This is a genomic window from Bosea sp. F3-2 (genome assembly GCF_008253865.1).
Lineage (GTDB): Bacteria > Pseudomonadota > Alphaproteobacteria > Rhizobiales > Beijerinckiaceae > Allobosea.
In genome coordinates, this window is the sequence record NZ_CP042331.1 from 1,687,757 (window position 1) to 1,710,308 (window position 22,552).

Below are 22,552 nucleotides of genomic sequence, written 5' to 3' on the forward strand. Positions count from 1 at the left end.
TCGTCCTCATCGCTGTGCTCGCACCCTGGATTGCGCCGTACGACCCTCTCAAACAGAACATCGTGGCGCGGCCAGCCCCCCTCGGCCGAGTTCTGGCTCGGTACCGATTCCTACGGCTGCGACGTGCTCTCGCGCTTGGGCGACGCATTGCGTGACGCTTCTGACCCGCGGACACGATCAAAGTAAAACCTCATTACTCGAACATGGGCTCAAGAAATCGGCAACTCGCGGCACGCGAGTGCCGAGACCATATGTTTCGTGGAATGTGCCTCCAAATATCGGGAAGCTGAGTCCAGCGCGCGATGTGGCTAAACGACCTGGAGGACGCAGCCGGTCCGGCATTGGGCGTTGCCTTGTTCGCGCTTGCCACGAGGTTGCCGTGGCTGGCCGGATTCCCCGGATCATCGCGGCCTCGACAGAGCTTGCTGTAAGGCTTCGTCGGCATCAGGAGAGCAAAATCGCCTGGCGACCAGCGGCTGGAATAAGTTCCCTATTTGGCCAAAGGATTGACCTTACACAAGCTAGAATTGCTTGCTGAACCAACGCGATCAACCATCCGTCGAAACGGTAACAGACCTCCATGCCTCGATCTCCTGCTTCAGGCGTTCGCCTCTGTCTGACACAAGTCCGAGGGCGTCGCTTCCGAGCAGGAGTTGAGGTGGAGGGTTCTCAGACTCGACCAAGCCTAGAACGGCTGCTGCGAGTTTGTCGGGATCGCCGAGTTGCTTGCCGCTCTTGGCTTGCCGTGCCTGCCGGATCGGATCGAACAGCGCGTCGTAATCTGCGATCGATCGCTCGGTCCTGATCATTGAGCGTCCGGCCCAGTCCGTCCGGAAGGAACCGGGGCACAGGGCCGTCACATGGACGCCGAACGGCGCCATCTCCGCGCGCATGACTTCCGAAATGCCTTGAAGGGCGAACTTGCTTCCGCAGTAATAGGCGATGCCGGGCATGGTGATTATGCCGCCCATCGAGGTCACGTTGACGATGAATCCGCTGCGCCTTTCGCGAAACCGCGGCAGGAAGGCCTTGGCGACCGCAACCGCGCCGAAGACGTTCACGTCGAACTGACGCCGCATTTCCTCAAGGGGCGATTCCTCTAGAATTCCCTCGTGGCCATAGCCGGCATTGTTGATCAGCACATCGACCGGCCCATGGTCCTCCTCGGACTGCCGGACGATGTCGGATACCCGGTTGAAGTCCGTCACGTCGCACAGGACGGATCGTACCGCCGGCGAGCGTTCTGCAAGTGCTGCCCGCGATTGTTCCGAGCGAACTGTGCCGATGACTTTATGGCCCTGGCGTATCGCTGCTGTTGCGATCGCGAAGCCAAAGCCGGAATTCGCGCCGGTGATAAAGAAGGTCCTCTTTGGCATGTGGGACACGCTCCTGTTGATCGATTGGTGTTATTGCTTGATAATATCGAATCCTGTGAGCATCGATTGCAGTTTCTATAATTGTATTGCCAAATCCTATGACATCGGAGAACACGCGGGCGAAACGCCGCGCGCTCGTGGAACTGGCGAGCGCCCTTACCCCGCATCAGGGTTACAATCCTACGCAGCTTCAGGGCGTCCGCATTCTTAGGACCGAGACGGTGCTTCACGATGTTCCCGTGCTCTACAAGCCGGGCGCGGTATTCGTATTGCAGGGACGCAAGCAGGGCATGCTTGAAGGCGAGGTCTATCGCTACGACGAGGAGCACTATCTGGCTGTGTCGGTGCCTGTTCCGTTCCGGATGGAATCGGTCGCCAGCCCCGAACAGCCCCTGCTTGCGGTCTATTTCGAGTTCGACATGCGCCTGGCTGCCGAGATCGCCTCGGAAGTCGGGGAAAGGCGTTCAGAACCGACCGTCGGCAAGATGAGAGGTCTGGTGTCGAGCCGAATGGAGCCGAGCATCGAGGATGCCGTGCTGCGTCTCCTGCGGGCGTTGTGCGATCCTGTCGAGCTTGCGGTTCTGGGACCCGGCATCCTGCGCGAGCTGCATTACCGGGTGCTCGTCGGCCCGCAAGGCGGCGCCATGATCTCAGCCCTGCAGCAGCGGGGCACGGCCGGGAGGATCGTGCAAAGTCTGGCCCGGCTACGCGAGAGCTACGGTTCCGGAATTTCGGTCGCCGCGTTGGCAAGTGAAGCAGGCATGAGCGTCCCCTCGTACCATGTCCACTTCAAGGCCCTGACTGGCAGCACTCCGATACAATATGTGAAGGCGATGCGGCTCCACGAGGCGCGACTGATGATCGCGCGCCGGGACAAAACGATCGCAGAGGTCGCGGCATCGGTCGGCTACGCCAGTCCTGCCCAGTTCAGTCGTGACTTCAAGCGACACTTCCGGCGAACGGCGTCGCAAGAGGCCGATTGGTTTCGCCGGCATGTTGGTGAGCTAGCCTGAACACCTCGCCAGGCAATGGCGGCTTACCCAAATCACAGCTCAAGCCGCAAGGAGCTTGATCTTCTACCTACTAGAAGGTAGCCTGAGACATGAGCAATCTAACTTCAGGTTGCGCGGTACCGGGAAGAGGCCGAGGCGGGGATAGCAAACCTCGAACTTCAGGTATCCGATCCGGTCGAACAGCTTCGGCTCTACGTCGGGTATTGGAAGGCGTGCATCGCGGATGCTAGCGCTCCTCTTTGTGTGTGCGCACTGTTGGCGAGCCAGTTCCCCGTGCTGCCCGAGGACGTTGGCCTGGAGGTCCGGGCACATTTCCGTTCTCTGTCGGAGTGGCTGACTTCCGCGCTGGAGCGCGGCGCGCTGAACGGCCAACTGAAATTGATGAGTACGCCTCGTGCCCAGGCCGAGGCATTCATGGCAATAGTTCACGGTGCGATGCTTTCGGCACGAGCCTACGGCGATCCGAAGATATTCGGTGTCGTGACAGACCCGCTCTTGGAGCGGCTGAAGTAGCTGGCAGGCTTTGCCTTAAATCCCTACCTACCAGTTGGATGGCATCTGATGATAAGCGACCAGTCGCCGAGGTGCCAGCCGACCATGCCCTCCACCGAAACGCCGGCTTGGCCCATCCTCCTGAACAGAAAGAAGACTGAGATGTTTGGAATTTCACCGATCGGCTGGGTGCATACGCTCGGCAGCCCGCCCGCAATTCCGCTCGCGATCTATATGTTCGGTCGCCACGGGCGCATTCTCCCAAGGTCCACGCTAGGCATCGTCTATTTCGTCTCGATGCTAATCGGCGGGGGTACGACGTTTCTTGTCGCGCAGCAGCCGGTAAGCTACGCGATTGGCACAGTAACCATCCTGCTGCTGCTGGCCGGATACGGCATCGGTCGAATTTCGAGCTTTGGGCGCGTGCGCAAGTACCTCGAAACGATCTTCCTCAGCCTGACGGCGTTTCTGCTGATTTTGCCCACTGTTACCGAAATCTTGCGCCGTGTTCCAGACGGTCATCCCTTAGTTACCGATCTGAAGTCACCTCTACTTCTAGTTTCGCAAGCCAGTCTTCTCATCATTCTGATTGTTGGCTTGTCTGCCCAGATCATTCATTTGCGCAGGCAAGGTAGGCGCGGGGCATGACTGCCCTTGGGTGTGCGGCACCGCCCTGGCGGTTGGCGTCGGCCTTGATCAGGCTGGCATCGACCGCAAAGCCTCACCGCCGACCAGGCCTTTGGCCATGCAGCAGGACCGTCCTCGCGAGTTGACCGACGAAGATGATATTTAACCGCTGCTCGCATGACCGAAGCGCGGAACTGACGATGCATCTGCGGGTTCGACTCGCCTCATCGGAGAGCTTGTTCGGCGAGTAAGGACGCGATCAACGCGATGAACGCCTCGATGGCGAAGGCATTGGCGGCCGAAGGGGTCACCGTCAACGCGATATCGCCCGGCACGATTCACAGCGCCACTCTCGATGCTCGTTTTCGCGAAACGGCGGCCGAACGCGGATTGGCCGGCAAGGCTGCGCCGTGGGAGGATATTGAGCGAGCCTTCTTGCCCTTGTTCGCTCAGGTTCCGATTGGCCGCGTTGGCGAACTCGACGAGATCGCTGATGCCGTTGCGTTTCTCGCCAGCCCGCGCGCCGGGTATATCACCGGCGCCAACTTGCGGATCGATGGCGGCTTGTCGCCCAGTCTTTGAAAGCCCCTACGTCTGCAGACCTAAGATGCTTGGCGACCCTCTGCCGATCTTGCGCACTGCGCGACAGTTGGAATGCTTGCGTCTCATCGCGGCAGGAAAACATCGCGAGAATTGCTCGGTTTCGGTCGAGGATCCGAACGAAGCGGCCGCGTCGCGCCCGCTGCTCTGCTGTGGCGCGAGGCTGCGTCTCTCTCAAACCGTACAGAAGAGAAACGTTGAGGTGTGGCGGTACGTGTCGCCGGGATCCAGCCTCGCAGATGGATAATCCGGTTGGTTAGGCGCGTTTGGCCATCCCTGGGGCTCCAGACAGAACGCGTCGGATTGACGATGCAGACGCCCACCTTTTCCGCCCGAGCCGCCGTCGAGAAAGTTTCCCGAATAGAACTGGAGGCCAGGCTGATCGGTCGCGAGATCGAGTGCGCGGCCGGACGCCGGATGGACGACACGGGCGGCAAGCCGTGGCGAGGCGGCCACCTCCCCTGCAAGTACGAAGCAGTGATCATAACCGCGAGCGCGCCGCAACTGCTCGTTCTCAATGCGGATACCGGCTCCGATCGGCCGCGGCGAGCGGAAGTCGAATGGCGTGCCGGCGACGTCGGTCGCTGCTCCAAGCGGGATCAGATTGCCATTGACCGGTAGAAAGCGATCGGCGAACAGCGTGAGCTCGTGATCCAGGATGTCGCGGCCGCCGACGGTGCCGCCCAGGTTGAAATAGCCGTGATGTGTCAGGCTGACGATCGTCGGGCGATCGGTCGTCGCCTCGAACGCGATCGTCAATTCTTGCGGACCGGTGAGCTGGAAGCGGGTCCGCACCACCAGCGCGCCCGGAAAGCCTCCCTCGCCATCCGGACTCACATATCCGAGCGTGACGAACGGCCTGGCACCGCAATCGAGGCTCTCGACGGTCCAGAGCGCCCGGTCGAAGCCGTCTGCTCCGCCGTGCAAGGTGTTGATGCCGTCGTTAGCGCTGAGCTTGTAATGGACGCCATCGAGCGTTAAGGCGGCGCCGGCGATGCGGTTGGCATACCGGCCGACCGTTGCACCAAAGAAGTCCCGCCGAAGGAGATATGGCTCCAGAGCATCGTGGCCGAGGACCACGTCATCACACCGACCATCCCGATCCGATACCCGCAGCGCCTGCACCGCCGCGCCATAAGTGATGATCGCGATTTCGAAGCCGGCTTCGCCACGTAGCGTGATGCGCTCGACCGCGCGCTCATCCGGGAGAATCCCGAAGAAATCACGGGACAATGAATTCGACATCGCCACGGTCCTCGTTCTCACCACATGAAGTCTTCGACGACGGATCGCCGGCCGAGCATGAATACATCCGCCACCAGGCACAGCGGCACAGCGTCGGCATCGATGCCGGAGGTGCGGACCAGTTCCACGAAACGGCGATAGACGCCGCGATATTCCTCCTCCTGCTCATCGACCAGCGGCTCGCCGTCGAGGCTCAGACGCGCGCCGCCGAAAGCCAGGACGAGCCGGCCCGCATCGGTCTCGATCTCGATGGACCAGAACTGCTCGCCGCTCTGGCGAAAATCGAACGATCCATGGATCGGAAGGCCTGAGATCGACGCAAGTTCGACCTCCGCAGCAATCGGCGCCTGTCGGTTGGCTGGAAAATCGAGCTTCGCGCCAGATACGAAGACCGGTTCCGGCAGGATCGCGGACAGGATCGACAGCGCGTTGATGCCGGGGTCGAACACGCCGAGGCCGCCGGGCTCGAAAATCCAGTCCTGCCCGGGATGCCAGACGCGCACGTCCTCCTGCCAGAGGATTGTGACGCTCCGGGCCCGATGTCTCGCCAGAAAGGCGCGCGCCGGTTCGACCGCTGGAGCGAAACGCGAATGCCAGGCCGCGAACAGCGTCCGGTTCTCCCGCTTAGCCATCGCAACGAGAGGATTCAATTCGCCGACCGTCGGGCCAGGCGGCTTCTCCAGTAGGACGTGCTTTCTGGCTGCGAGAGCCGCCATCGCCTGCTCGCGCCGGACAATCGGCGGCGTGCACAGCGCGACGGCGTCGATATCGGAGACTTCGGCCAGCAACTCCTCGATGGATCGGAAACAATCGACACCGGCCAGACGGGCATTGCGGCTGGCCACGGCGACGAGCTCGATTTCGGGAGTGGCTGCGATGGCCGGCAGATGCTGGTCACGCGCGATCTTGCCGAGCCCGACTAGGGCGAGACGGATCGGGCTCATGCGGTCGGCTTCGCCAGCAAGGGCGTTGCGGCAATGGGAGAGAAGCGCGCGAGCCAGCCCCGGCCACGGGCGACATCGACTCGACGAAAGCGATTGAGTAATCGGTTTCTCATTGCACGATCCCCCAAATCATCCTATGAGAAACCGGTTTCTCAAATCGAGGCGAATGATGTCAAGCGCGGTGTCGGGAGAGCGGGTGACGATCTACGACGTGGCCGAAGCCGCGCGCGTCAGCACCGCGACGGCATCTAAGGCGCTCAACGACACCGGGCGGATTTCGATCGAGACGCGCGATCGCATCAAGCGCGTCGCCCGAGAACTCGGCTTCCGGCCCAACTCACTCGCGCGAAGCCTGACCCGCAAGCGCAGCTTCAGCGTCGGATTGCTGACGAACGACACCTATGGCCGCTTCACCTTGCCTCTGATGGCCGGGATCTCCGAAGGGCTGATCGACCACGGCGTATCGGTCTTCCTGTGCGCCATCGGCGACAATCCCGACCTCGCCAGAATCCATGTCGACGCGATGCTCGACAAGCAGGTCGACGGCATCATCGCGACGGGCAAACGCATCGACAAGCCGCTGCCGGTCGACCTCACGAAGCTCTCTGTGCCCGTCGTCTATGCGCTGACCGCCGGCCCGGCCGACAGCATCACGCTCGTTCCGGACGATCGCCAGGGCGCGGGCGAGGCGGTGCGTCATCTCCTCGCTCAAGGGCGGCGACGCATTGCGCATGTCACTGGTCCATCTGAATTCGACGTCGTGCATGAAAGGGCGCTCGCCTGCGCGCAGACGCTGGCGGAAGCAGGTGCATCGACCGACATGGGAACGCTGTTCGGTTCCTGGTCCGAACATTGGGGGCATCAGGCGGTCGAGGCATTGTGGTCCGGCGCCGAGAGGCCCGACGGCATCTTCTGCGGCAACGACCAGATCGCGCGCGGCGTCGTGGACGCGCTGCGCGAGCGTGGCGTGAGCGTGCCCGGTGACGTCTCCGTGGTTGGCTTCGACAATTGGGAGATTGTCGCCAAGGAGACGCGCCCGCCACTCACCACGGTCGACATGAACCTGAAGGAATTGGGGCGGCAGGCGGGATTGGCGCTCGTTCGCCTGGTCAATGGCGAGACGGTCGAAAAGGGTATCTGGAGGCTGCCATGTAGCCTGATCGTTCGTTCGTCTTGAGGAGGTCCTGCCCAACAAAAACGGCCAAGAAACGAAGGCCGCAACCGGAGGAGACGCACATGAAGGGAATCAAGGCTGCATTGCTCGCCCTCGTCGCCGTTCAGGCATCGGCGGGCGTGGCTCTGGCCCAGCAGAAGCTGACGATGTGGTCGCGCTCCAGCAGCGAGGCCTTCATGCCCGCGCTGGTGAAGGCCTTCAACACCGCGCACAAGACGCAGATTGAACTGCAGATAGTCCCGAATACCGAGATGGTTCAGAAATATGCGATTTCGGCCGCTGGCGGCTCGGCGCCAGACCTCCTCTCGCTGGATCTCGTCTATACTCCGGCCTTCGCCGCCTCCGGTCAGCTGGAGGATCTGACCGATCTGGTGAACGGCTTCCCATTCTTCGACAATCTGTCGAAGGCGCATCTCGGCGCGGGAACCTATGAGGGCCGCATCTACGGCGTTCCGATGTCGGCCGACGCCTCGGTGCTGCTCTGGAACAAGAGGCTCTTCAAGCAGGCGGGCCTCGACCCCGAGAAGGGGCCGACGAACTGGGCCGAGATCGAAGAGTATGCCGGCAAGATCAACGCCATCGGCGGCGACATTCGCGGCTTCTACTTCTCCGGCGCCTGCGGCGGGTGCAACGCCTTCACCTTCATGCCGCTGGTCTGGGCTTCGGGCGGCGAGATCCTGACCGACAACGCCAAGAAGGCGACGCTGAACACGCCGCAGATGCGCGATGCGGTGGCACTTTATCGCGGCCTTATCGGCAAGGGCTATGTGCCGGAGAGCGCCAAGACAGATCCCGGCTCGAACTTCTTCGGCGGCTTCGCCACGGACCGCGTCGGCATGTCGCCGATCGGCGCTTTCGCGATCGGCAACCTCGTCAAGAACTACCCCAAGGTCGAATTCGGCGTGACCTTCCTGCCGGGCAAGACCGGCGGCAAGGCCTCCTTCGCCGGCGGCGACAACTTCGTCGTCACCGCGGGCCGCAAGAACATGCCGGCGGTGAAGGAGTTCCTGACCTTCGTCTATTCGCTCGAAGGCCAGACCCTCCTCGCCAGGCTCGGCAGCCTGCCGACGCGCGCCGACGTCGCCGCCGAGGCGGTGAAGGACCTCGACCAGCGCTATCTGACCGCGACTGAGGCGATGAAGATCGGCAGGACGCCCTCCTCGCCCGTCTACAACGACATCATCAACAGCAGCACCGGCCCGTGGAAGCAGATGCTGAACGAGGTGTTCTTCGGCAACGATGTCGAGGGCTCGCTCGTCAAGGCTGAGAAGACGATGCAGTCGATCATCGACTCCTCCGGGAAATAGCCGGCGAAGCCCCGGCCCCCCAACCCGCAGAGTGCCCGGGCGCGATCGCTGTCCCGGGACCGATCGAACCTCGCCGGAACGATGTCATGACCGCGCAAGCGACACTTCCCTTCCCTTCGGCCGGGCGCCGGGGCGCACGCCTGCGCCGCAAACAGCTGGCCGGCCTGCTCTTCGTGGCCCCAGCAGTGCTACTGGTCGCAGTGTTCTTCCTTGTGCCGCTCGGAATGGCGTTCTGGATGTCGCTGCACAACTGGCCGCTGCTCGGCCGGCCGCGCTTCATCGGCCTCGACAACTACCTGAACCTGATGAGCGACCAGCGCTTCTGGAATGCGATGCGTTTCACGCTCTATTACACGGTGGTCGTGACCATCGCGATCTTCGCGGTCGCCTTCCCGCTGGCGCTGTTCGCCGAGAAGGCGCGCCCGATGATCAAGGTCTACCGCACGGCGATCTTCCTGCCCGTGGTCGTCGGCTTCGGCTCGGCCAGCCTGCTCTGGGCCTGGCTGATGAACGTCGATGTCGGGCTGTTCTCGCCGCTGGCCCTCAAGCTCGGCCTGACGGAGAAGCCGGTCAACCTGCTCGCCAGATTCGACACCACGTTCTGGTCGATCATCGTCATGGTCGTCTGGAAGACCGCGGGCTTCAACATGATCATCCTGCTCACCGGCCTGCAGGGCATCTCGTCGGAGGTGCAGGAGGCGGCGCGGATCGACGGCGCCTCATCCTGGCAGCGCTTCCGGCGCATCACCCTGCCCCTGATGCGGCGGACGATCGCGCTGGCGCTGATCCTCTCCGTCGCCGGCTCGGTGCTGGCCTTCGATCAGTTCTACATCATCGCCGATGGCGGGCCGCAGAACAGCACCATCACCGCCGTCTACTGGATTTTCAGCCAGTCCTTCGTCTCGTTCCGGCTGGGTTACGGCGCGGCGATGTCGATGGTGCTGCTGGCGATCCTGGTGACGATCAGCGTCGTGCAATTGCGGCTGCTGCGCACGCCGGAGGGCGTCTGATGTCCGAACGCAAGGTCGCCACGGCCCGACGCAGGCTGTTCGCCACTACGCGCTACCACGCAATCGGTCTCTTCATCTCGCTGCTGTTCGTGGCGCCAATCGCCTGGAGCGCGCTGGTCTCGTTCAAGCCCTCGGCCGAGGCCGCGCGGCCGCCATTGCCACCCTGGCCGGTCGAAGGCTTGAGCACCCAGAGCTACGAGAACCTGGCGAAATACGGCGTCGGCATCTGGACCTATGCCGGCAACAGCCTGACCGTCGCGGCCGCGACCGTGGTCGTCACCGTGATCATCAGCCTGCTGGCGGGCTACGGCTTCTCGCGCTTTAAGTTCCCGCTGAAGAACGTGCTGTTTGTGCTGATCATCTCGACGGTGATGATCCCGTTCCAGTCGATCCTAACGCCGCTCTTCCTGATCCTCACGCGGCTCGGCCTGCAGAACACGCTGCCCGGCATCGTCCTGATCTATGTGACGCTGCATCTGCCCTTCTCGATCTTCATGATGCGCAACGCCTTCGACGCTGTGCCGAAGGAGATCGAGGACGCGGCGCGTGTCGACGGCGCCTCGGTGTTCCTGATGCTGCGCCGGGTGATGCTGCCGCTGGTTCTGCCGGGGGTCGCGACGGTCGCGATCTTCGCCTTCCTGGCCTCGTGGAACGAGTTCCTGGCGGCGCTGATCCTGCTGACCGACCAGAAGAAATACACGCTCCCCGTGATGATGGCGGCGGTCCGCTCCGGCCAGTTTGGCACCATCGACTGGGGCGCGGTGCAATCGGGCGTGATGCTGATGATGGCGCCCTGCCTCGCCCTCTTCCTCCTGCTGCAGCGCTACTACATCCGCGGTCTCACCGCGGGCGCCGTCAAGTGATCCTTCCCAACGACAAAGCGGTGACAATGATGACCTCGCACCACCAGCCCAAGGCCAGCGTCTTCAGGCCCCCCGCCGTTCCCGATGTAGAGATGCGCGGCTTCTGGGGCGAGCGCATCGACGCGATCGTCGACCGCACGGTGATGATCCTATACGACCGCTGCGTCGTAGCCGGCATGTTAGACCAGATCGACCCGACGCGCCCGGTGCCGGAGGTGAAGATGCCCTGGCACACCCGCGCCGACGGCACGCCGGACACCGTGAACGTCCAGATGTTCTGGGATTCAGACGTCGCCAAGGTGATCGAGACGGCGGCCTATGCGCTCTATCGCAAGCCCAATTCCGATCTCAAAGCCAAGATGGACGCGATCATCGACATGTTCGCCGGCTTGCAGCAGCCAGACGGCTACATGAATTCCTGGTTCGTCCGGATGCAGCCGGGCCAGCGTTGGACCAATCTGCGGGACTGCCACGAGCTCTATTGCGCCGGCCACCTGATGGAAGCCGCGGTGGCCTATTTCCACGCGACCGGCAAGCGCAAGCTGCTCGACGTCATGTGCCGCTATGCCGATCATATCGACGCGACATTCGGACCAAACCCTGGCCAGAGGCCCGGCTATTGCGGGCACGAGGAGATCGAGCTCGCGCTGGTTCGCCTCGGCCGCACCACCGGGGAGCAGCGCTATCTCGACCTCGCACGCTATTTCGTCGACCAGCGCGGGCAGCAGCCGAATTATTTCGATGTCGAGGCGGCCGAACGCGGCGTCGATCCGACGCAATGGCGGCACAAGACCTATCTCTACAACCAGTCCCACCTGCCGGTCCGTGAGCAGACCAAGGTCGTCGGCCACGCGGTCCGGGCAATGTATCTCTATTCCGGCATGGCCGATGTGGCGACCGAGTTCGGCGACGACAGCCTGACAGACGCCCTCAAAGTGCTCTGGGAGGACCTGACCTCGAAGCAGATGTACGTCACCGGCGGCATCGGCCCGGCGGCCAGCAACGAGGGCTTCACCGAATATTACGACCTGCCCAACGAAAGCGCCTATGCCGAGACTTGCGCGGCGGTCGCGCTGATGATGTGGGCAAGCCGGATGCTCGGGCGTGGGCCCGACCGACACTATGCCGACATCATGGAGCAAGCGCTTTACAACGGCGCGCTGTCGGGTCTTTCGATCGACGGTTCGCGCTTCTTCTACGACAATCCGCTGGAAAGCAGCGGCGGCCATCATCGCTGGATCTGGCACCGCTGCCCGTGCTGTCCGCCGAACATCGCCCGGACCGTGACGGCGATAGGCAGCTACATGTACGGCGTCTCGTCCGATGGCATCGCCCTGCATCTCTACGGCGCCAGCACGGCCCGGCTGAAGATCGGCACGACGACGGTCAACCTGACACAGGACACGCGCTACCCCACCGATGGCCGCGTCGCCATGTCCATCGGCCTCGAAAGCCCTTCGCACTTCACCTTGTCGCTTCGCGTGCCGGGCTGGTGCGAGAACGCCGCCCTGTCGCTCAACGGCCAGGCCGTGAAGCCCGACGAGGTGCGCGGCGGCTACTTCCACCTGAAGCGCAACTGGCAGGACGGAGACCGGCTGGAACTCGACCTGCCGATGGATGTGCGCGCGCTTTACGCACACCCGGCAGTGAAGGCGGACCTGGGTCGCGTCGCGATCGCCCGCGGACCGCTGATCTACTGCACCGAGGAAGTCGACAACGGCGCAGATCTCAACGCGCTGATCGTGCCGGACGACCTATCGGGCGCGAAGACGGTGCCTCTCCCAGAGCTGAACAACACGGTCGCGATCGAGATTCCGGCGCGACGCGAGCAATGGCCCCGTCGGAACGGCAAGCTCTACGATCCGCACAAGCCAGACCATATCGAGGCGACGGCACGGCTCGTGCCCTATCACCTCTGGGACAATCGCGAGCCCGGCGAAATGCTGGTGTGGGTCAGGGCCGGGGCCGGGCAATGACAACGCAAGACAACGCGACCATCGAGCTGAAGGGCGTCCGCAAGAGCTTCGGCTCCGTCGACGTCATCCACGACCTCGATCTCAAGGTGGAAGGCGGAGAATTCATCGTCTTCGTCGGCCCGTCGGGCTGCGGCAAGTCGACCCTGCTGCGCATGATCGCCGGTCTCGAGGAGGTCACGGATGGCGACATCCTGATCGCCGGCTGGGACGTCACCGATCTCGACCCGTCGAAGCGCGGCATCGCGATGGTGTTCCAGTCCTATGCGCTCTATCCGCATATGAGCGTGCGCGAGAACCTGGCCTTCGGTCTGGAAATCGCCAGGACGCCGGCGGCCGAGATCAGGAAGCAGGTCGATCTGGCGGCGGACATCCTCAAGATCGGTCCGCTTCTCGAACGGCGCCCCGGCCAGCTCTCGGGCGGCCAGAGGCAGCGCGTCGCGATCGGCCGGGCGATCGTCCGCAAGCCGCAGGTGTTCCTGTTCGACGAGCCGCTGAGCAATCTCGACGCGGAACTCAGGGTCAGCATGCGCGTCGAGATCGCGCGGCTGCACCGCGAGCTCGGCAACACGATGATCTACGTCACGCACGACCAGACCGAGGCGATGACGCTGGCGGACCGCATCGTCGTGCTGCGCGACGGCAAGATCGAGCAGGTCGGGACGCCGCGGGAGGTCTACGAGAATCCCGCGAATCTGTTCGTCGCGGGCTTCATCGGCTCGCCACGCATGAACATCGTCGACGGTGTCTGCGTGGCCGCAAACCGTGTCAGCATCGCGGGAACCGAGATCGAACTCGATAGGCCGATGCCGGCTGCGCCGAAAGAGGCAATCAAACTCGGAATTCGCCCCGAACATTGGTCGGTCGGAGAAAGGCGAGAAAATTCGCTGCCGGCGCAGGTCGAATTCGCCGAGTATCTCGGCAGCACGCGATATCTCCATTGCAAGCTCGACAACGGAGATATCGTCACCGCCGAACAACGCGATGGGCGAGACGCCAGGCCCGGCGACAGCCTTTGGTTGTCGTGCGACCAACGAGCCCTGAAATTCTTCTCGATGTCCGGCGAAACGAGGTGCTGACGGGCCCACGCCATCGGTGGGAGGGGCTTGATCTGGCGCATGCAGGTTGCGCCAACATAGATCTTTTGCTGAGCCTGCCTTACGGCAGCAGCCCGATGTCGGCGGGTGGCCGGAGCAGCTTCCATCTTCTCCGTGTACGTATCGAGCGGGCAGCCGGCCGGTGGTGCGCATATTGGGCTGAGATAGTTCGCTTCAGGAAGCAGCAGCAGGTAGTTCAGGCGACGAGCCTTGCCCTCAGCCTTGCCTCCTTCACGTCGCGAGCCGGCGGGAAAGACGAGTGCATGACCGAAGCGTTCAACATCGGCGACGCCAAAAGCCCATTTCACCCATGGGAGACTGGGCTTGCATCGGTCAAGTTTGAGGGCCGAGGATATCAGCCGCTCAAATGCCGGCATACCACTCATATCCGCGATCTTCCCAATAGCCGCCATTGCCGCCCCAAAAGCCTGAGAAGCTATCGACGAGCTCGATGCGCATGAGGTATTTCGCCTGCTTGTAGCCGAGTTGCCGCTCAACCCGCAGGCGCAGGGGCGCGCCGTGCCCGATGGTAAGGTCCTTCCCATTCATGGCATAGGCCAGGATCGTTTGAGGGTGGAAGGCATCGATAAGATCGATGCTCTCGTAGTAGCGGCCGCTACCATCGAGCGTCTTCTCCAGCTCATCGGCACAATGGAAGACCGCGAAGCGAGCCGACGGCTTCAGTCCGGCGGCAGTCAGGACGAGTCCGAGAGGGACGCCTGTCCATTTTCCGATGGCACTCCAGCCTTCGACGCAATCGTGTCGGGTGATCTGCGTTCGCGCAGCAAGCTTCTTCAGATCCGCCAGCGTGAACTCCTGCGGCCGATCGACGAGGCCGTCGATCTTCAATCGCCAATCCGCAAAGCCATTCTCGACGAAAGCTGCATAGTCCTCGCTGTCGGGTCGGCTCGTTCCATTCACGCGGAACGAGGGCGAAATATCCGTCTCAGCGAATTCGCGGGCGCGCGCATCGCGGCCTTGCAACAGCCTCTGCGCCCTCATCGTCAGATTCTCGGCAGAGCGAATGACCGAACCCACTTGCTCGTTCCGCTCAAGCACGTCGCAGCCCGAAAGAGTCAGAGCACTGGCGCCGAGCGTACTGCCGATCAGGAAGCGGCGGCGCGTGAAGAACTGAACAGTCATGATTTCCGCCCACCGTGTCGGATGGCATAACGGCCCGTGATCATCGAGCGCGTGTTGTTCCAGGTGCCCGACAGAACGACCATCGCGACATGCACGATCACGAACAGCACGAGAAGGGACGCTGTGATGAAGTGGATCGTCCGGGCGGTCTGACGCCCGCCAAAGACGTCGACGAGCCAGGGAAGCACGGCGTCGATCCCCGGCGACATCGTCAAACCGGTGATGAGCATCATCGGCAGCAGAACGACGATGACGATCAGATAGGTCAGCTTCTGGAGCGCATTGTAGTGCCGGGCCTCGTCACCTTCCGGGAAGCGAAGCCGGGCATGGTCAACGACCTCATGCCAGAGGTGATGCAATGACAGCTGATGACGCGTCGGTGTCAGGTCCCGCCGGAAATGACCGCTCAGAAAACTGCAGGCGAGATAGACGAGACCATTGATGACGAAGAGCCAGGCGAAGAAGAAGTGCCAATGTCGACCCGCTGCCAGGTCCTGAAAGGATGGAATCGTCGACCAGGCGGGGAAGGCGCGTGGAGTCGGGGTGCCCTCAAAGTTCGAGACGCCGAGCACGCCCGTCGTCGGCAGTTCGACTCCCGCAATCCGCAAGAAGCCATGCAAATCGTCGCCGCTGCCGCCGGCGCCGATCGTCAGCACCGCTGGGTCTCCATCCGCGCCATAGTGACCCCAGTACAGTTCGGGATGCGCGTTGAAGATCTGCAAGCCGCTGAGCAGCAGGAAACTCAGGCACAGAACGTTCAGCCAATGCGTGAGGCGCGTGGCGATGGAATGCCGTCGGACGAGAGAAACTCTCGGTGGCTCGTCATTGTCATTGCGCGCCCATTCCGTCATAGCGGGCTCCTTAGCTGCCTATTGCTGCGAATGCGGTTGTCGTACGTGAATGCGATGGCCGCTGGTGCCGGCCGACTCCGAGAGGCGGTATTCTAGCCTCAACGAGCCGACCGGCAGCCTGGCTGGTTCACATCGGCGGAACGACGCCGTTGGCACCGACGACGACTTGCTGCGCGGTCAGCGCGCCCTTGCCGTCCTTGGCGGCGGCAACGAACACCACCGCTCCGGAGACGAGGTCTTCTTTCTTGGCCGGAGCCAATGTCACGACCGGCGTGCCATCCGGTATCGCGATCTTCTTTTCCTTGCCGTGATAGGAAACGGTGACAGTGCGGCCGTCGACGCCCTTCACCGCGTCCGCGACCGTGGCGTTGGTCATGCTGCTGTTGGGCTTGAGGTCCCAGCCGAAGTTTCCTTCTCCGGCTCCCTTGAGCGCCGGCGGAAAAATCAGGACTTCGAGCGCGCCGTCGCCGCCATCTGCCTTCGGAAGCGAAGCGATGCCGACATAATCGCCTGGCTTGATGTCCGTCACCTGGGCGCGAGCGACACCGGAGACCTTCGCTTCGGATGCAAACATCACGTCGACGACATTGCCCTCTCGTGATTTGACCTTAAGAACGTCGCCGGTCAGGCCGATGACGCTGCCCCTGACATTGACCCGATCGACCTTCGCGTTCTGCGCCATCGCCGGCATCAGGAGGATGCTCGTGGCCGGAGAACTCAACGCACCAGCAAAAAGCAGTGCGGGGATGAATTTGCGAAGCATGGTACGAAATCCTTACCTATTAGTTGGTAGGCATAGCGCTCAAACGTAACCGTCGATGCGGCGCGCCATGATCCACTCGACGGATTGGAAAGCAGGTGTCAGCTCCGCGGCGAAAGCCTCTCCAGGAGGGGCCCCGTGATCAGCCCAAAGATCTCAGGGTCTCCATAGGCCCGTGCCGAAAGCATCGCCCCGTGAACGGTCGCCATGAACATTTCAGCTTCGACGCGAGGCGCGTTCAACAAGGCGAAAAATCCGAGCTCAGCGCCTCGTTCGAACGCAGACGTCAGCCAAGCCGACAGCAGCCGAAAATAGCCGCGGACCTCAAGCGCGACATCCGGCGGCAGAACTGGGAGCTCGCTTGCCAGGAGCGCGCAGATGCAAAACGGTCTGCTTGAATCTGCAATGCAGCCTTTCCAGTAGCCCACATAGTTCTGCAGTTGATCACGTGGATCGGGGGTGTTGCGCTCCATATGAGCGACACTGGCCTCGGCATCCTGACGGTAACGGCTCACAAGCGTCCGCACGAGATCGGCCTTGGTCGGAAAGTGGTGATGGATGCTCGCCTTGCGGATACCCACCACCTCCGAGATGTCAGCATAGCTGAACCCGTTATAGCCGCCGGATACGATTAGCGACCGCGCACAGGCGAGGATCTCTTCGGATGTCGGCGTCAAGTTGTTCATGTGACATGACTACCTTCTAGTAGGTAGCGCGTCAAGCTCGCAGCCTGCTGGCAGTTTCGCCGTCAAGAAACCACCCTTAGCCGCATATCACTACCGGCACGTGGTTCCGATAAGCGCCACAACCGCCCGTGAAATGCGCCACTAACAGACATTGGCGCCTTGGCTGAAAGCCCGAATCTACGTCCGCGACACAGGCATCCTGCATGCGCTTCGCCTTCTCGCTCACTGGCCGCATAGCGCACGCGCCCCACCGGGATCGGCGAGAAGCTTCCCCATCACGACCTCGCGCGCCGCACGGTTTCGATCAGCAGGACGGGGTCGGCCGGCTTCTCGACGAAATCCCAGGCGCCTTCGCGGATCGCTCGGACGGCCATCGGCACATCAGCGTGCCCGGTGATCAGCACCACCGGCAGTTCGGCATCGATAGCGGTCACCGCCGACAGCAGACCGAAGCCGTCGCGGCCGGGCATGCGCACGTCGCTGACCAGCACCGCGGAGCTGTCGCGGGTCAGCTGGGAGAGCGCGGCATCGGCCGTGCGCCTGGTGATGACCTCGAAGCCGTCGAGCTCCAGGGTCAGTCGCCAGGCGTCGAGCACTTCGGCGTCGTCATCGACGAGAACGATCTTCGGAGCGCTCATGCGTCAGCTTCCAGTGGAGCCATGGTGTGTGTCGTCGCGCCTTCGAGGGTAATCAGGAAGCGCGTGCCGGAGGGGCCGGTCGAGGCCACAGCGAGCGTGCCGCCGAGGTCCTTGATGATGTTGTAGGACAGCGAAAGGCCGAGGCCGAGCCCCGACCCGACCGGCTTGGTGGTGAAGAAGGGATCAAAGATCCGCTCCAGATGGGATGGGGCGATCCCAGGGCCGTTGTCCTCGACCCAGATTTCGACACTGTGGCCGCACCGGCGCGCGCCGACGGTCAGCGCGGCGCCTTCCAGGCTCGCAACGGCGTCGAGCGCATTCGCGACGAGATTGACCAGGACCTGCTCCAGACGGATCTCCTCAGCACGGACATAGAGCCGGCTGGCTGGGAGCTCCTGCCGCAGCTCCACGCGCTCCGCATCGAGGCGGGGGGCCGAACAGGGACAGGGCGGTCGCGATGGTCTCGCCGACCTCGACGGGGGCGAGCACGACGCCAGGCTTGCGGGCGAAGCGCCGGAGATGGGCGATCAGTTCGGCCGCCCGCGCGGTCAGGGCCTGGATGCGTGCGATCGTCTCGCGCGCATCGTCCGGCCGGCCGCGCTCCAGCAGCAGCGCGCTGTTGTGGGCGTGCGAGCGGATCGCGGCCAGCGGCTGGTTGAGCTCGTGGCTCAGGCCGGCCGCCATTTGCCCCAGCGCGGCGAGCTTGGCCGCCTGGATCAGGTCGTCGCGCGTCCGCTGGAAGACGGCGAGAGCTCGCACCAGGTCGCCGAGCTCGTCATTGCTCGCCTTCGGCAGCGGCGCGGAAGATTGCCCGCTGGCGATGCTGGTCGCGGCTTCGGTCAGAACCCGCAGCCGTGCCACGAGATGGCGCCGCACATAGAACCAGCCGATCAGCAAGGCTCCGGCGAGCGAGGCGGCGGCGATCGCGAGGAGCAGGTTCCGGCCGAGCAGGATCGCCTCGGCCGAACGGTCGGCGGCCGCTTTCGCGACGGCCTCCGTCTTCTGCACCTCCTGCGAGACCAGCGCGCCGAGTTCGGTGACGAGGCGACGGCTTTCGGAGATGAGGCGCTGAGCATCGGCCAGCGCCGCGAGCTCGGCGCGCTTGATGCCGGGCAAGCCCGCGGTGGTATCAGCCAGACCGATCAGCCGCTGCGTGAGCTGCCGGACGGTGATCGTGTCGGGCCACTCGGTCTTCCCGGTGCCTACCCCGCGATGCTGATGACGACGCGGCCTCGCACCAGGTTCGCGAGGACCTTGCCGGCAACGTCCGGCAGCGCTTCGAAAGGCTGGACCTCGTACATTGTTCTCAGCTTGACCTTGTCGAGGTCGCGCGCGAGCCGCGTCCATGCGGCCTCGCGGACGGCCGGCGGCGGACCAGCGGATTCGACACCGATGAGTGCCACACCTCGCAGGATGAAGGGCAGCACGGAGCCGGGAAGCTCCGCCGCCGCTGGATCGATGTCGCCGAGCGCGACTCGAACACCTTCACGTGCCAGTGCCTTGGCGATCGCGCTGCCGAGGCCACCGCCGGCCCCGAGCACGAGCGCTGTCTTACCGTTGATGCCGAGATCCATCGATTGCGTCCTTTCAAAGTCCGACCAGTTTCAGCCGAGCTTGCCGCAGGCGTCGGCGATGCGCTCGCAGGCGAGCCGGAGGCGCTCCGTGGCGGTGGCGAAGGAAATGCGGAAGAAGGGCGGAAGCCCGAAGGCCGAGCCGGGCACGACCGCGACATTGGCCTCCTCCAGGAGGAAGGTCGCGAAGTCGACATCCGTCTCGATGAGACGACCGTCCGCGCGGCGGCGGCCGATCACGCCGGCGCAGGATGGGAACAGGTAAAACGCGCCGTCCGGCTTGCGGCAGCCGAGGCCCGGGATGCTGTTGAACGCCGCGAGGCAAAGGTCGCGTCGTTGCTGGAACACCACATTGCGCTCGGCCAGGAAGTCGAGCGGGCCGCTCAGGGCCGCGATAGCGGCGGCTTGCGACACCGAGCTCGGATTGGTCGTGCTCTGCGACTGGATCGTCGCCATCGCCTTGATCAGCTTGGCCGGGCCACCGGCATAGCCGATGCGCCAGCCGGTCATCGCATAGGCCTTCGAGACGCCGTTGACCGTTAGCGTGCGGTCGAACAGCCTCGGCTCAACAGCGGCGATGGTGGCGAATTCCCAATCGTCATAGCGCAGGTGCTCGTACATGTCGTCGGTGAGCACCATCACCTGCGGATGGTCGAGCAACACGTCGGCAAGGGCGCGCAGCTCGGCCGCCGTGTAGCCGGCACCAGTCGGGTTGCTCGGCGAGTTGAGCACCAGCCATTTCGTGCGGGGGGTGATCACGGCTGCCAGTGCTCCGGCCGTCAGCTTGAAGCCGCCGGTCTCGCCGCAGGGGACGATGACCGGGTGGCCGCCGGCGAGCCGAACCATGTCGGGATAGGAGACCCAATAGGGCGCCGGGATGACGACCTCGTCGCCCTCGTCAAGCGTGGCGCAGAGCGCGTTGTAGAGCACCTGCTTGCCGCCGGTCCCGACGCTGATCTGCGACGGCTCATAGCGCAGGCCGTTCTCACGCTCGAACTTGGCGACGATGGCGCGCTTCAGCTCGGGCGTACCGTCGACATCTGTGTATTTCGTCTGCCCGGCGTCGATGGCGGCCTTGGCCGCCGCCTTGACGTGATCGGGCGTGTCGAAATCGGGTTCGCCCTGCGACAAGCCGATGACGTCCTTGCCCTGGCGCCGCAGTTCGTTGGCGAGCTGAGTGATTGCGATCGTCGGGGACGGCTGGACCGCCGACATGCGCCGCGCGAGCCGAACGCCGAGCGCCGGCGCAGACGGGGAGGTTGCAGTCGTACCATGCATCGTTCCGCCTCCATCGGGGGCCCGGCCGTCAAGTAGATCGGCCTCCCGCGCCCCTCATCTTTCTCCCTGGAAGCATGCGCCCATATGAAAGAAAGGGAATACGCGTTTCATCGTTTTCGAAAGACAGAAAAACTATCAGCGACCATGCAGCGCAGACCGCCGCTCCGTCCTACCGACCAGGTACGCTGAATTCCTGCCGGATGGCGCGCGCCTCGAGCTCGACCTCGCCGCCCGCGATCGGCGGACGGGCGCGGTAAACCAGCACGCCGCGGCGGATCGGCTCCCCTATTGAGCCGAGCAAGCCCGGGCCCCACAGCTCCGGAATCTCGTGCGCATGGAAGAGCGCGATGCGCGTCGTCTCGCTCCACGAGTGCCCGAGCTTTGCCAGCGTCGCGCCGACCGTGTCGATGGTGAAGCGGGTGCGCCGCTGCATCGCAGCTTGGCTTGTATCGCCCTCGGCGATGATCTTGCCGTCCGCCCCGATATCGGCCTGGCCGGACAAGAGGAAGGTGGTCGTCTTCGCGGTCGCGGGCACTGTGTAGCTGAAGGCGCACATCGCTGTCGCCGCCGGCGGATGAAGGTCGAGTGCGATGTTCGAACGGCAGACGCAGCTATAGTCGCCGAAGAGCAGGCCCCATTCGCGCAGCTTCGCGAGGTATGGCACGTTGAAGCTCGACCAGTTGTCGAGGCTCAGCGGTTCCGGCACGCGGAGCTCGATCCCACAGAAGGCCTGGACCGGCCGGCCGATGCTCTTCAGATAGCTTTCGATGAATTCATAGGCCTCGTCGAGCGGAACCCAGTTCTGACGCTCGGCGCGCACAACCTCGTATCCCTCATCGGGAACGATGCCGGAGCAATAGGCCGCGCCGCTCGGCAGAATGGCGTAGTTGCCGGCGTTGTTGGCGAGCAGCCCGTCGGAACGGGTGGTGATCTGTGGCGTGTCGGTCATGGCGACCTCCGTGATGATGCCTTGGCGGCTTAGAACTCGTTGAGTGCCGGCGGGTCGAACCAGTTGGTCAGCGACAGGCCGCCATCGACGACGAAGGCCGAGCCGGTGACATAGGCAGACAGGCGGTTCGACAGGACCGCGAGCGCCATCGGCGCGAGATCCTCGCTGCGTCCGAGCCGCCCGAGTGGAATATGCCGCGTCAGCGAGGGGTCGGCCACGAATCCACCGGCGGCGATCGCGCCCGACACCAGCGCGTTCACCCTGATGCCGAAGCGCCCCAGCGTCTTGGCAAGCTCTTTGACGAGTATGGCCAGCGCTGCCTTCGAGGTGCTGTAATGAGGCAGGTTGCGCGGCGTCGCCACATGCAGCGAGGTCAGGATCAGGAACGAGCCCGGCTTGCGCTCCGCGATCAGCGAGCGAGCGATCTCGCGCGCCAGATGGAAGCCGGCGTCAACATTCACAGCGCGCATGCGCTCCCAGGTCTCGTCCGACACGGACAAGACGTGGTCTGTCTCAAGCCGCGGAGGAGCTGCACTGTGGACGAAATGGCTGATGGTGCCGAGGGCGGCGAAGGCATGAGCCAGCAATGCGTCGCAACCCGTGCGACTGGCGAGGTCGCCGACCCACGGCACGGCGAGTTCCGGCCTCGGCGAGGCGGCAATGGCAGCGGCAACCCTCTCCTCGCTCAGGTCGGCGAACATGGTCCGAACGCCTTCCGCGACCAGAGCCTGGGCGATTGCACGACCAATGCCGTTACCGGCGCCGGTGGCCAGCGCTGTGTTCTGCTCCGGATCGAAGGCGCGCTCAAAGACGCTCATGCTGCGCATGTCCTTGTTCAAGGAAGGCCGCGACCCGCCGCACGGGGTTTTGTTTCAGCGGTGCAGCCGACAGTTATTGACGAGGTCACCGATCACCGGAATATGCGTTTTCCCGCATTCGAAATTCAGAGAAACTG

At 63.6% G+C, this 22,552-nt stretch carries 24 protein-coding genes and 1 pseudogene; 11 read left to right on the forward strand and 14 right to left on the reverse strand.

Annotation, left to right across the window (positions count from 1 at the left end; genetic code table 11):
• Nucleotides 1–14 precede the first annotated feature (14 nt).
• Nucleotides 15–155, forward strand: coding sequence for a hypothetical protein (locus tag FQV39_RS33635; protein ID WP_472840639.1), 141 nt, complete (start codon nucleotides 15–17; stop codon nucleotides 153–155).
• Nucleotides 156–548: 393 nt separating this feature from the next.
• On the opposite strand, the gene FQV39_RS07810 is transcribed toward FQV39_RS33635, so the two are convergent.
• A complete protein-coding gene (locus FQV39_RS07810; RefSeq protein WP_149129772.1) occupies nucleotides 549–1,376 on the reverse strand; it encodes an oxidoreductase in 828 nt (275 codons plus the stop codon).
• 98 nt (nucleotides 1,377–1,474) lie between these two features.
• On the opposite strand from FQV39_RS07810, the gene FQV39_RS07815 reads away from it, so the two are divergent.
• The 4 genes and pseudogenes from FQV39_RS07815 to FQV39_RS07830 all read left to right on the forward strand — a co-directional run bounded on the left by FQV39_RS07815 (nucleotide 1,475) and on the right by FQV39_RS07830 (nucleotide 4,090).
• Complete coding sequence (locus FQV39_RS07815) at nucleotides 1,475–2,389, forward strand: AraC family transcriptional regulator (RefSeq protein ID WP_149129773.1); 915 nt, start codon at nucleotides 1,475–1,477, stop codon at nucleotides 2,387–2,389.
• Between the two features lie 108 nt (nucleotides 2,390–2,497).
• A pseudogene (locus tag FQV39_RS33640) lies at nucleotides 2,498–2,902 on the forward strand (TetR family transcriptional regulator C-terminal domain-containing protein); the annotation flags it as partial.
• Between the two features lie 141 nt (nucleotides 2,903–3,043).
• A complete protein-coding gene (locus tag FQV39_RS07825) occupies nucleotides 3,044–3,529 on the forward strand; it encodes a hypothetical protein (protein ID WP_149133727.1) in 486 nt (161 codons plus the stop codon).
• Between the two features lie 183 nt (nucleotides 3,530–3,712).
• Nucleotides 3,713–4,090 carry an SDR family oxidoreductase gene (locus tag FQV39_RS07830; RefSeq protein ID WP_210251220.1) on the forward strand — a complete coding sequence of 126 codons (378 nt, stop codon included), beginning with the start codon at nucleotides 3,713–3,715 and terminating at the stop codon, nucleotides 4,088–4,090.
• Nucleotides 4,091–4,282: 192 nt separating this feature from the next.
• On the opposite strand, the gene FQV39_RS07835 is transcribed toward FQV39_RS07830, so the two are convergent.
• The gene (locus FQV39_RS07835) at nucleotides 4,283–5,353 is read right to left on the reverse strand and encodes an aldose epimerase family protein (RefSeq protein WP_149133728.1); all 1,071 of its coding nucleotides are present in this window, start codon (nucleotides 5,351–5,353) and stop codon (nucleotides 4,283–4,285) included.
• Nucleotides 5,354–5,370: 17 nt separating this feature from the next.
• Nucleotides 5,371–6,297 (reverse strand): Gfo/Idh/MocA family protein, encoded by a 927-nt coding sequence (locus tag FQV39_RS07840; protein WP_149129774.1) that lies wholly within the window; start codon nucleotides 6,295–6,297, stop codon nucleotides 5,371–5,373.
• 166 nt (nucleotides 6,298–6,463) lie between these two features.
• Here FQV39_RS07840 and FQV39_RS07845 point away from each other — a divergent pair, with 166 nt between their 5' ends.
• The 6 genes from FQV39_RS07845 to FQV39_RS07870 all read left to right on the forward strand — a co-directional run bounded on the left by FQV39_RS07845 (nucleotide 6,464) and on the right by FQV39_RS07870 (nucleotide 13,703).
• The gene (locus FQV39_RS07845) at nucleotides 6,464–7,474 is read left to right on the forward strand and encodes a LacI family DNA-binding transcriptional regulator (RefSeq protein WP_472840628.1); all 1,011 of its coding nucleotides are present in this window, start codon (nucleotides 6,464–6,466) and stop codon (nucleotides 7,472–7,474) included.
• A gap of 59 nt (nucleotides 7,475–7,533) precedes the next feature.
• Nucleotides 7,534–8,778: an ABC transporter substrate-binding protein gene (locus FQV39_RS07850; protein ID WP_149129775.1), complete on the forward strand. Its 1,245-nt coding sequence runs from the start codon at nucleotides 7,534–7,536 to the stop codon at nucleotides 8,776–8,778.
• A gap of 86 nt (nucleotides 8,779–8,864) precedes the next feature.
• Entirely contained in the window at nucleotides 8,865–9,788 is a 924-nt protein-coding gene (locus FQV39_RS07855; RefSeq protein ID WP_149129776.1) for a carbohydrate ABC transporter permease, read from the forward strand.
• On the forward strand, nucleotides 9,788–10,651 hold the full coding sequence (locus FQV39_RS07860) for a carbohydrate ABC transporter permease (RefSeq protein WP_149129777.1): 864 nt from the start codon (nucleotides 9,788–9,790) through the stop codon (nucleotides 10,649–10,651). The genes FQV39_RS07855 and FQV39_RS07860 overlap by 1 nt, the downstream gene beginning before the upstream one ends.
• Before the next feature lie 29 nt (nucleotides 10,652–10,680).
• Nucleotides 10,681–12,627, forward strand: a complete 1,947-nt coding sequence (locus FQV39_RS07865) for a glycoside hydrolase family 127 protein (RefSeq protein ID WP_149133730.1) — start codon at nucleotides 10,681–10,683, stop codon at nucleotides 12,625–12,627.
• Nucleotides 12,624–13,703, forward strand: coding sequence for an ABC transporter ATP-binding protein (locus FQV39_RS07870; RefSeq protein ID WP_149129778.1), 1,080 nt, complete (start codon nucleotides 12,624–12,626; stop codon nucleotides 13,701–13,703). The genes FQV39_RS07865 and FQV39_RS07870 overlap by 4 nt, the downstream gene beginning before the upstream one ends.
• A 381-nt stretch (nucleotides 13,704–14,084) precedes the next feature.
• Here FQV39_RS07870 and FQV39_RS07875 read toward each other — a convergent pair whose 3' ends face one another.
• The 11 genes from FQV39_RS07875 to FQV39_RS07925 form a co-directional block, all read right to left on the reverse strand.
• Nucleotides 14,085–14,864, reverse strand: coding sequence for a molybdopterin-binding protein (locus FQV39_RS07875; RefSeq protein ID WP_149129779.1), 780 nt, complete (start codon nucleotides 14,862–14,864; stop codon nucleotides 14,085–14,087).
• Nucleotides 14,861–15,715 carry a cytochrome b/b6 domain-containing protein gene (locus FQV39_RS07880; protein ID WP_149129780.1) on the reverse strand — a complete coding sequence of 285 codons (855 nt, stop codon included), beginning with the start codon at nucleotides 15,713–15,715 and terminating at the stop codon, nucleotides 14,861–14,863. The genes FQV39_RS07875 and FQV39_RS07880 overlap by 4 nt, the downstream gene beginning before the upstream one ends.
• 127 nt (nucleotides 15,716–15,842) lie before the next feature.
• Nucleotides 15,843–16,478 carry a hypothetical protein gene (locus FQV39_RS07885; protein WP_149129781.1) on the reverse strand — a complete coding sequence of 212 codons (636 nt, stop codon included), beginning with the start codon at nucleotides 16,476–16,478 and terminating at the stop codon, nucleotides 15,843–15,845.
• 98 nt (nucleotides 16,479–16,576) lie between these two features.
• Entirely contained in the window at nucleotides 16,577–17,161 is a 585-nt protein-coding gene (locus FQV39_RS07890) for a TetR/AcrR family transcriptional regulator (protein WP_149129782.1), read from the reverse strand.
• A 275-nt stretch (nucleotides 17,162–17,436) separates the two neighbouring features.
• Nucleotides 17,437–17,799 (reverse strand): response regulator, encoded by a 363-nt coding sequence (locus FQV39_RS07895; RefSeq protein WP_149129783.1) that lies wholly within the window; start codon nucleotides 17,797–17,799, stop codon nucleotides 17,437–17,439.
• On the reverse strand, nucleotides 17,796–18,209 hold the full coding sequence (locus FQV39_RS07900; protein ID WP_187640205.1) for a sensor histidine kinase: 414 nt from the start codon (nucleotides 18,207–18,209) through the stop codon (nucleotides 17,796–17,798). The genes FQV39_RS07895 and FQV39_RS07900 overlap by 4 nt, the downstream gene beginning before the upstream one ends.
• On the reverse strand, nucleotides 18,160–18,915 hold the full coding sequence (locus FQV39_RS07905; protein WP_187640206.1) for a histidine kinase dimerization/phospho-acceptor domain-containing protein: 756 nt from the start codon (nucleotides 18,913–18,915) through the stop codon (nucleotides 18,160–18,162). The genes FQV39_RS07900 and FQV39_RS07905 overlap by 50 nt, the downstream gene beginning before the upstream one ends.
• Nucleotides 18,916–19,001: 86 nt before the next feature.
• Complete coding sequence (locus FQV39_RS33495; RefSeq protein WP_210251186.1) at nucleotides 19,002–19,373, reverse strand: MDR/zinc-dependent alcohol dehydrogenase-like family protein; 372 nt, start codon at nucleotides 19,371–19,373, stop codon at nucleotides 19,002–19,004.
• Nucleotides 19,374–19,403: 30 nt separating this feature from the next.
• Nucleotides 19,404–20,648 carry a pyridoxal phosphate-dependent aminotransferase gene (locus FQV39_RS07915; protein ID WP_149129786.1) on the reverse strand — a complete coding sequence of 415 codons (1,245 nt, stop codon included), beginning with the start codon at nucleotides 20,646–20,648 and terminating at the stop codon, nucleotides 19,404–19,406.
• 169 nt (nucleotides 20,649–20,817) lie between these two features.
• Nucleotides 20,818–21,597: a 2-amino-5-chloromuconate deaminase CnbZ gene (cnbZ, locus tag FQV39_RS07920; RefSeq protein WP_149129787.1), complete on the reverse strand. Its 780-nt coding sequence runs from the start codon at nucleotides 21,595–21,597 to the stop codon at nucleotides 20,818–20,820.
• A 29-nt stretch (nucleotides 21,598–21,626) separates the two neighbouring features.
• A complete protein-coding gene (locus tag FQV39_RS07925) occupies nucleotides 21,627–22,415 on the reverse strand; it encodes an SDR family NAD(P)-dependent oxidoreductase (RefSeq protein WP_149129788.1) in 789 nt (262 codons plus the stop codon).
• Nucleotides 22,416–22,552: the final 137 nt, after the last annotated feature.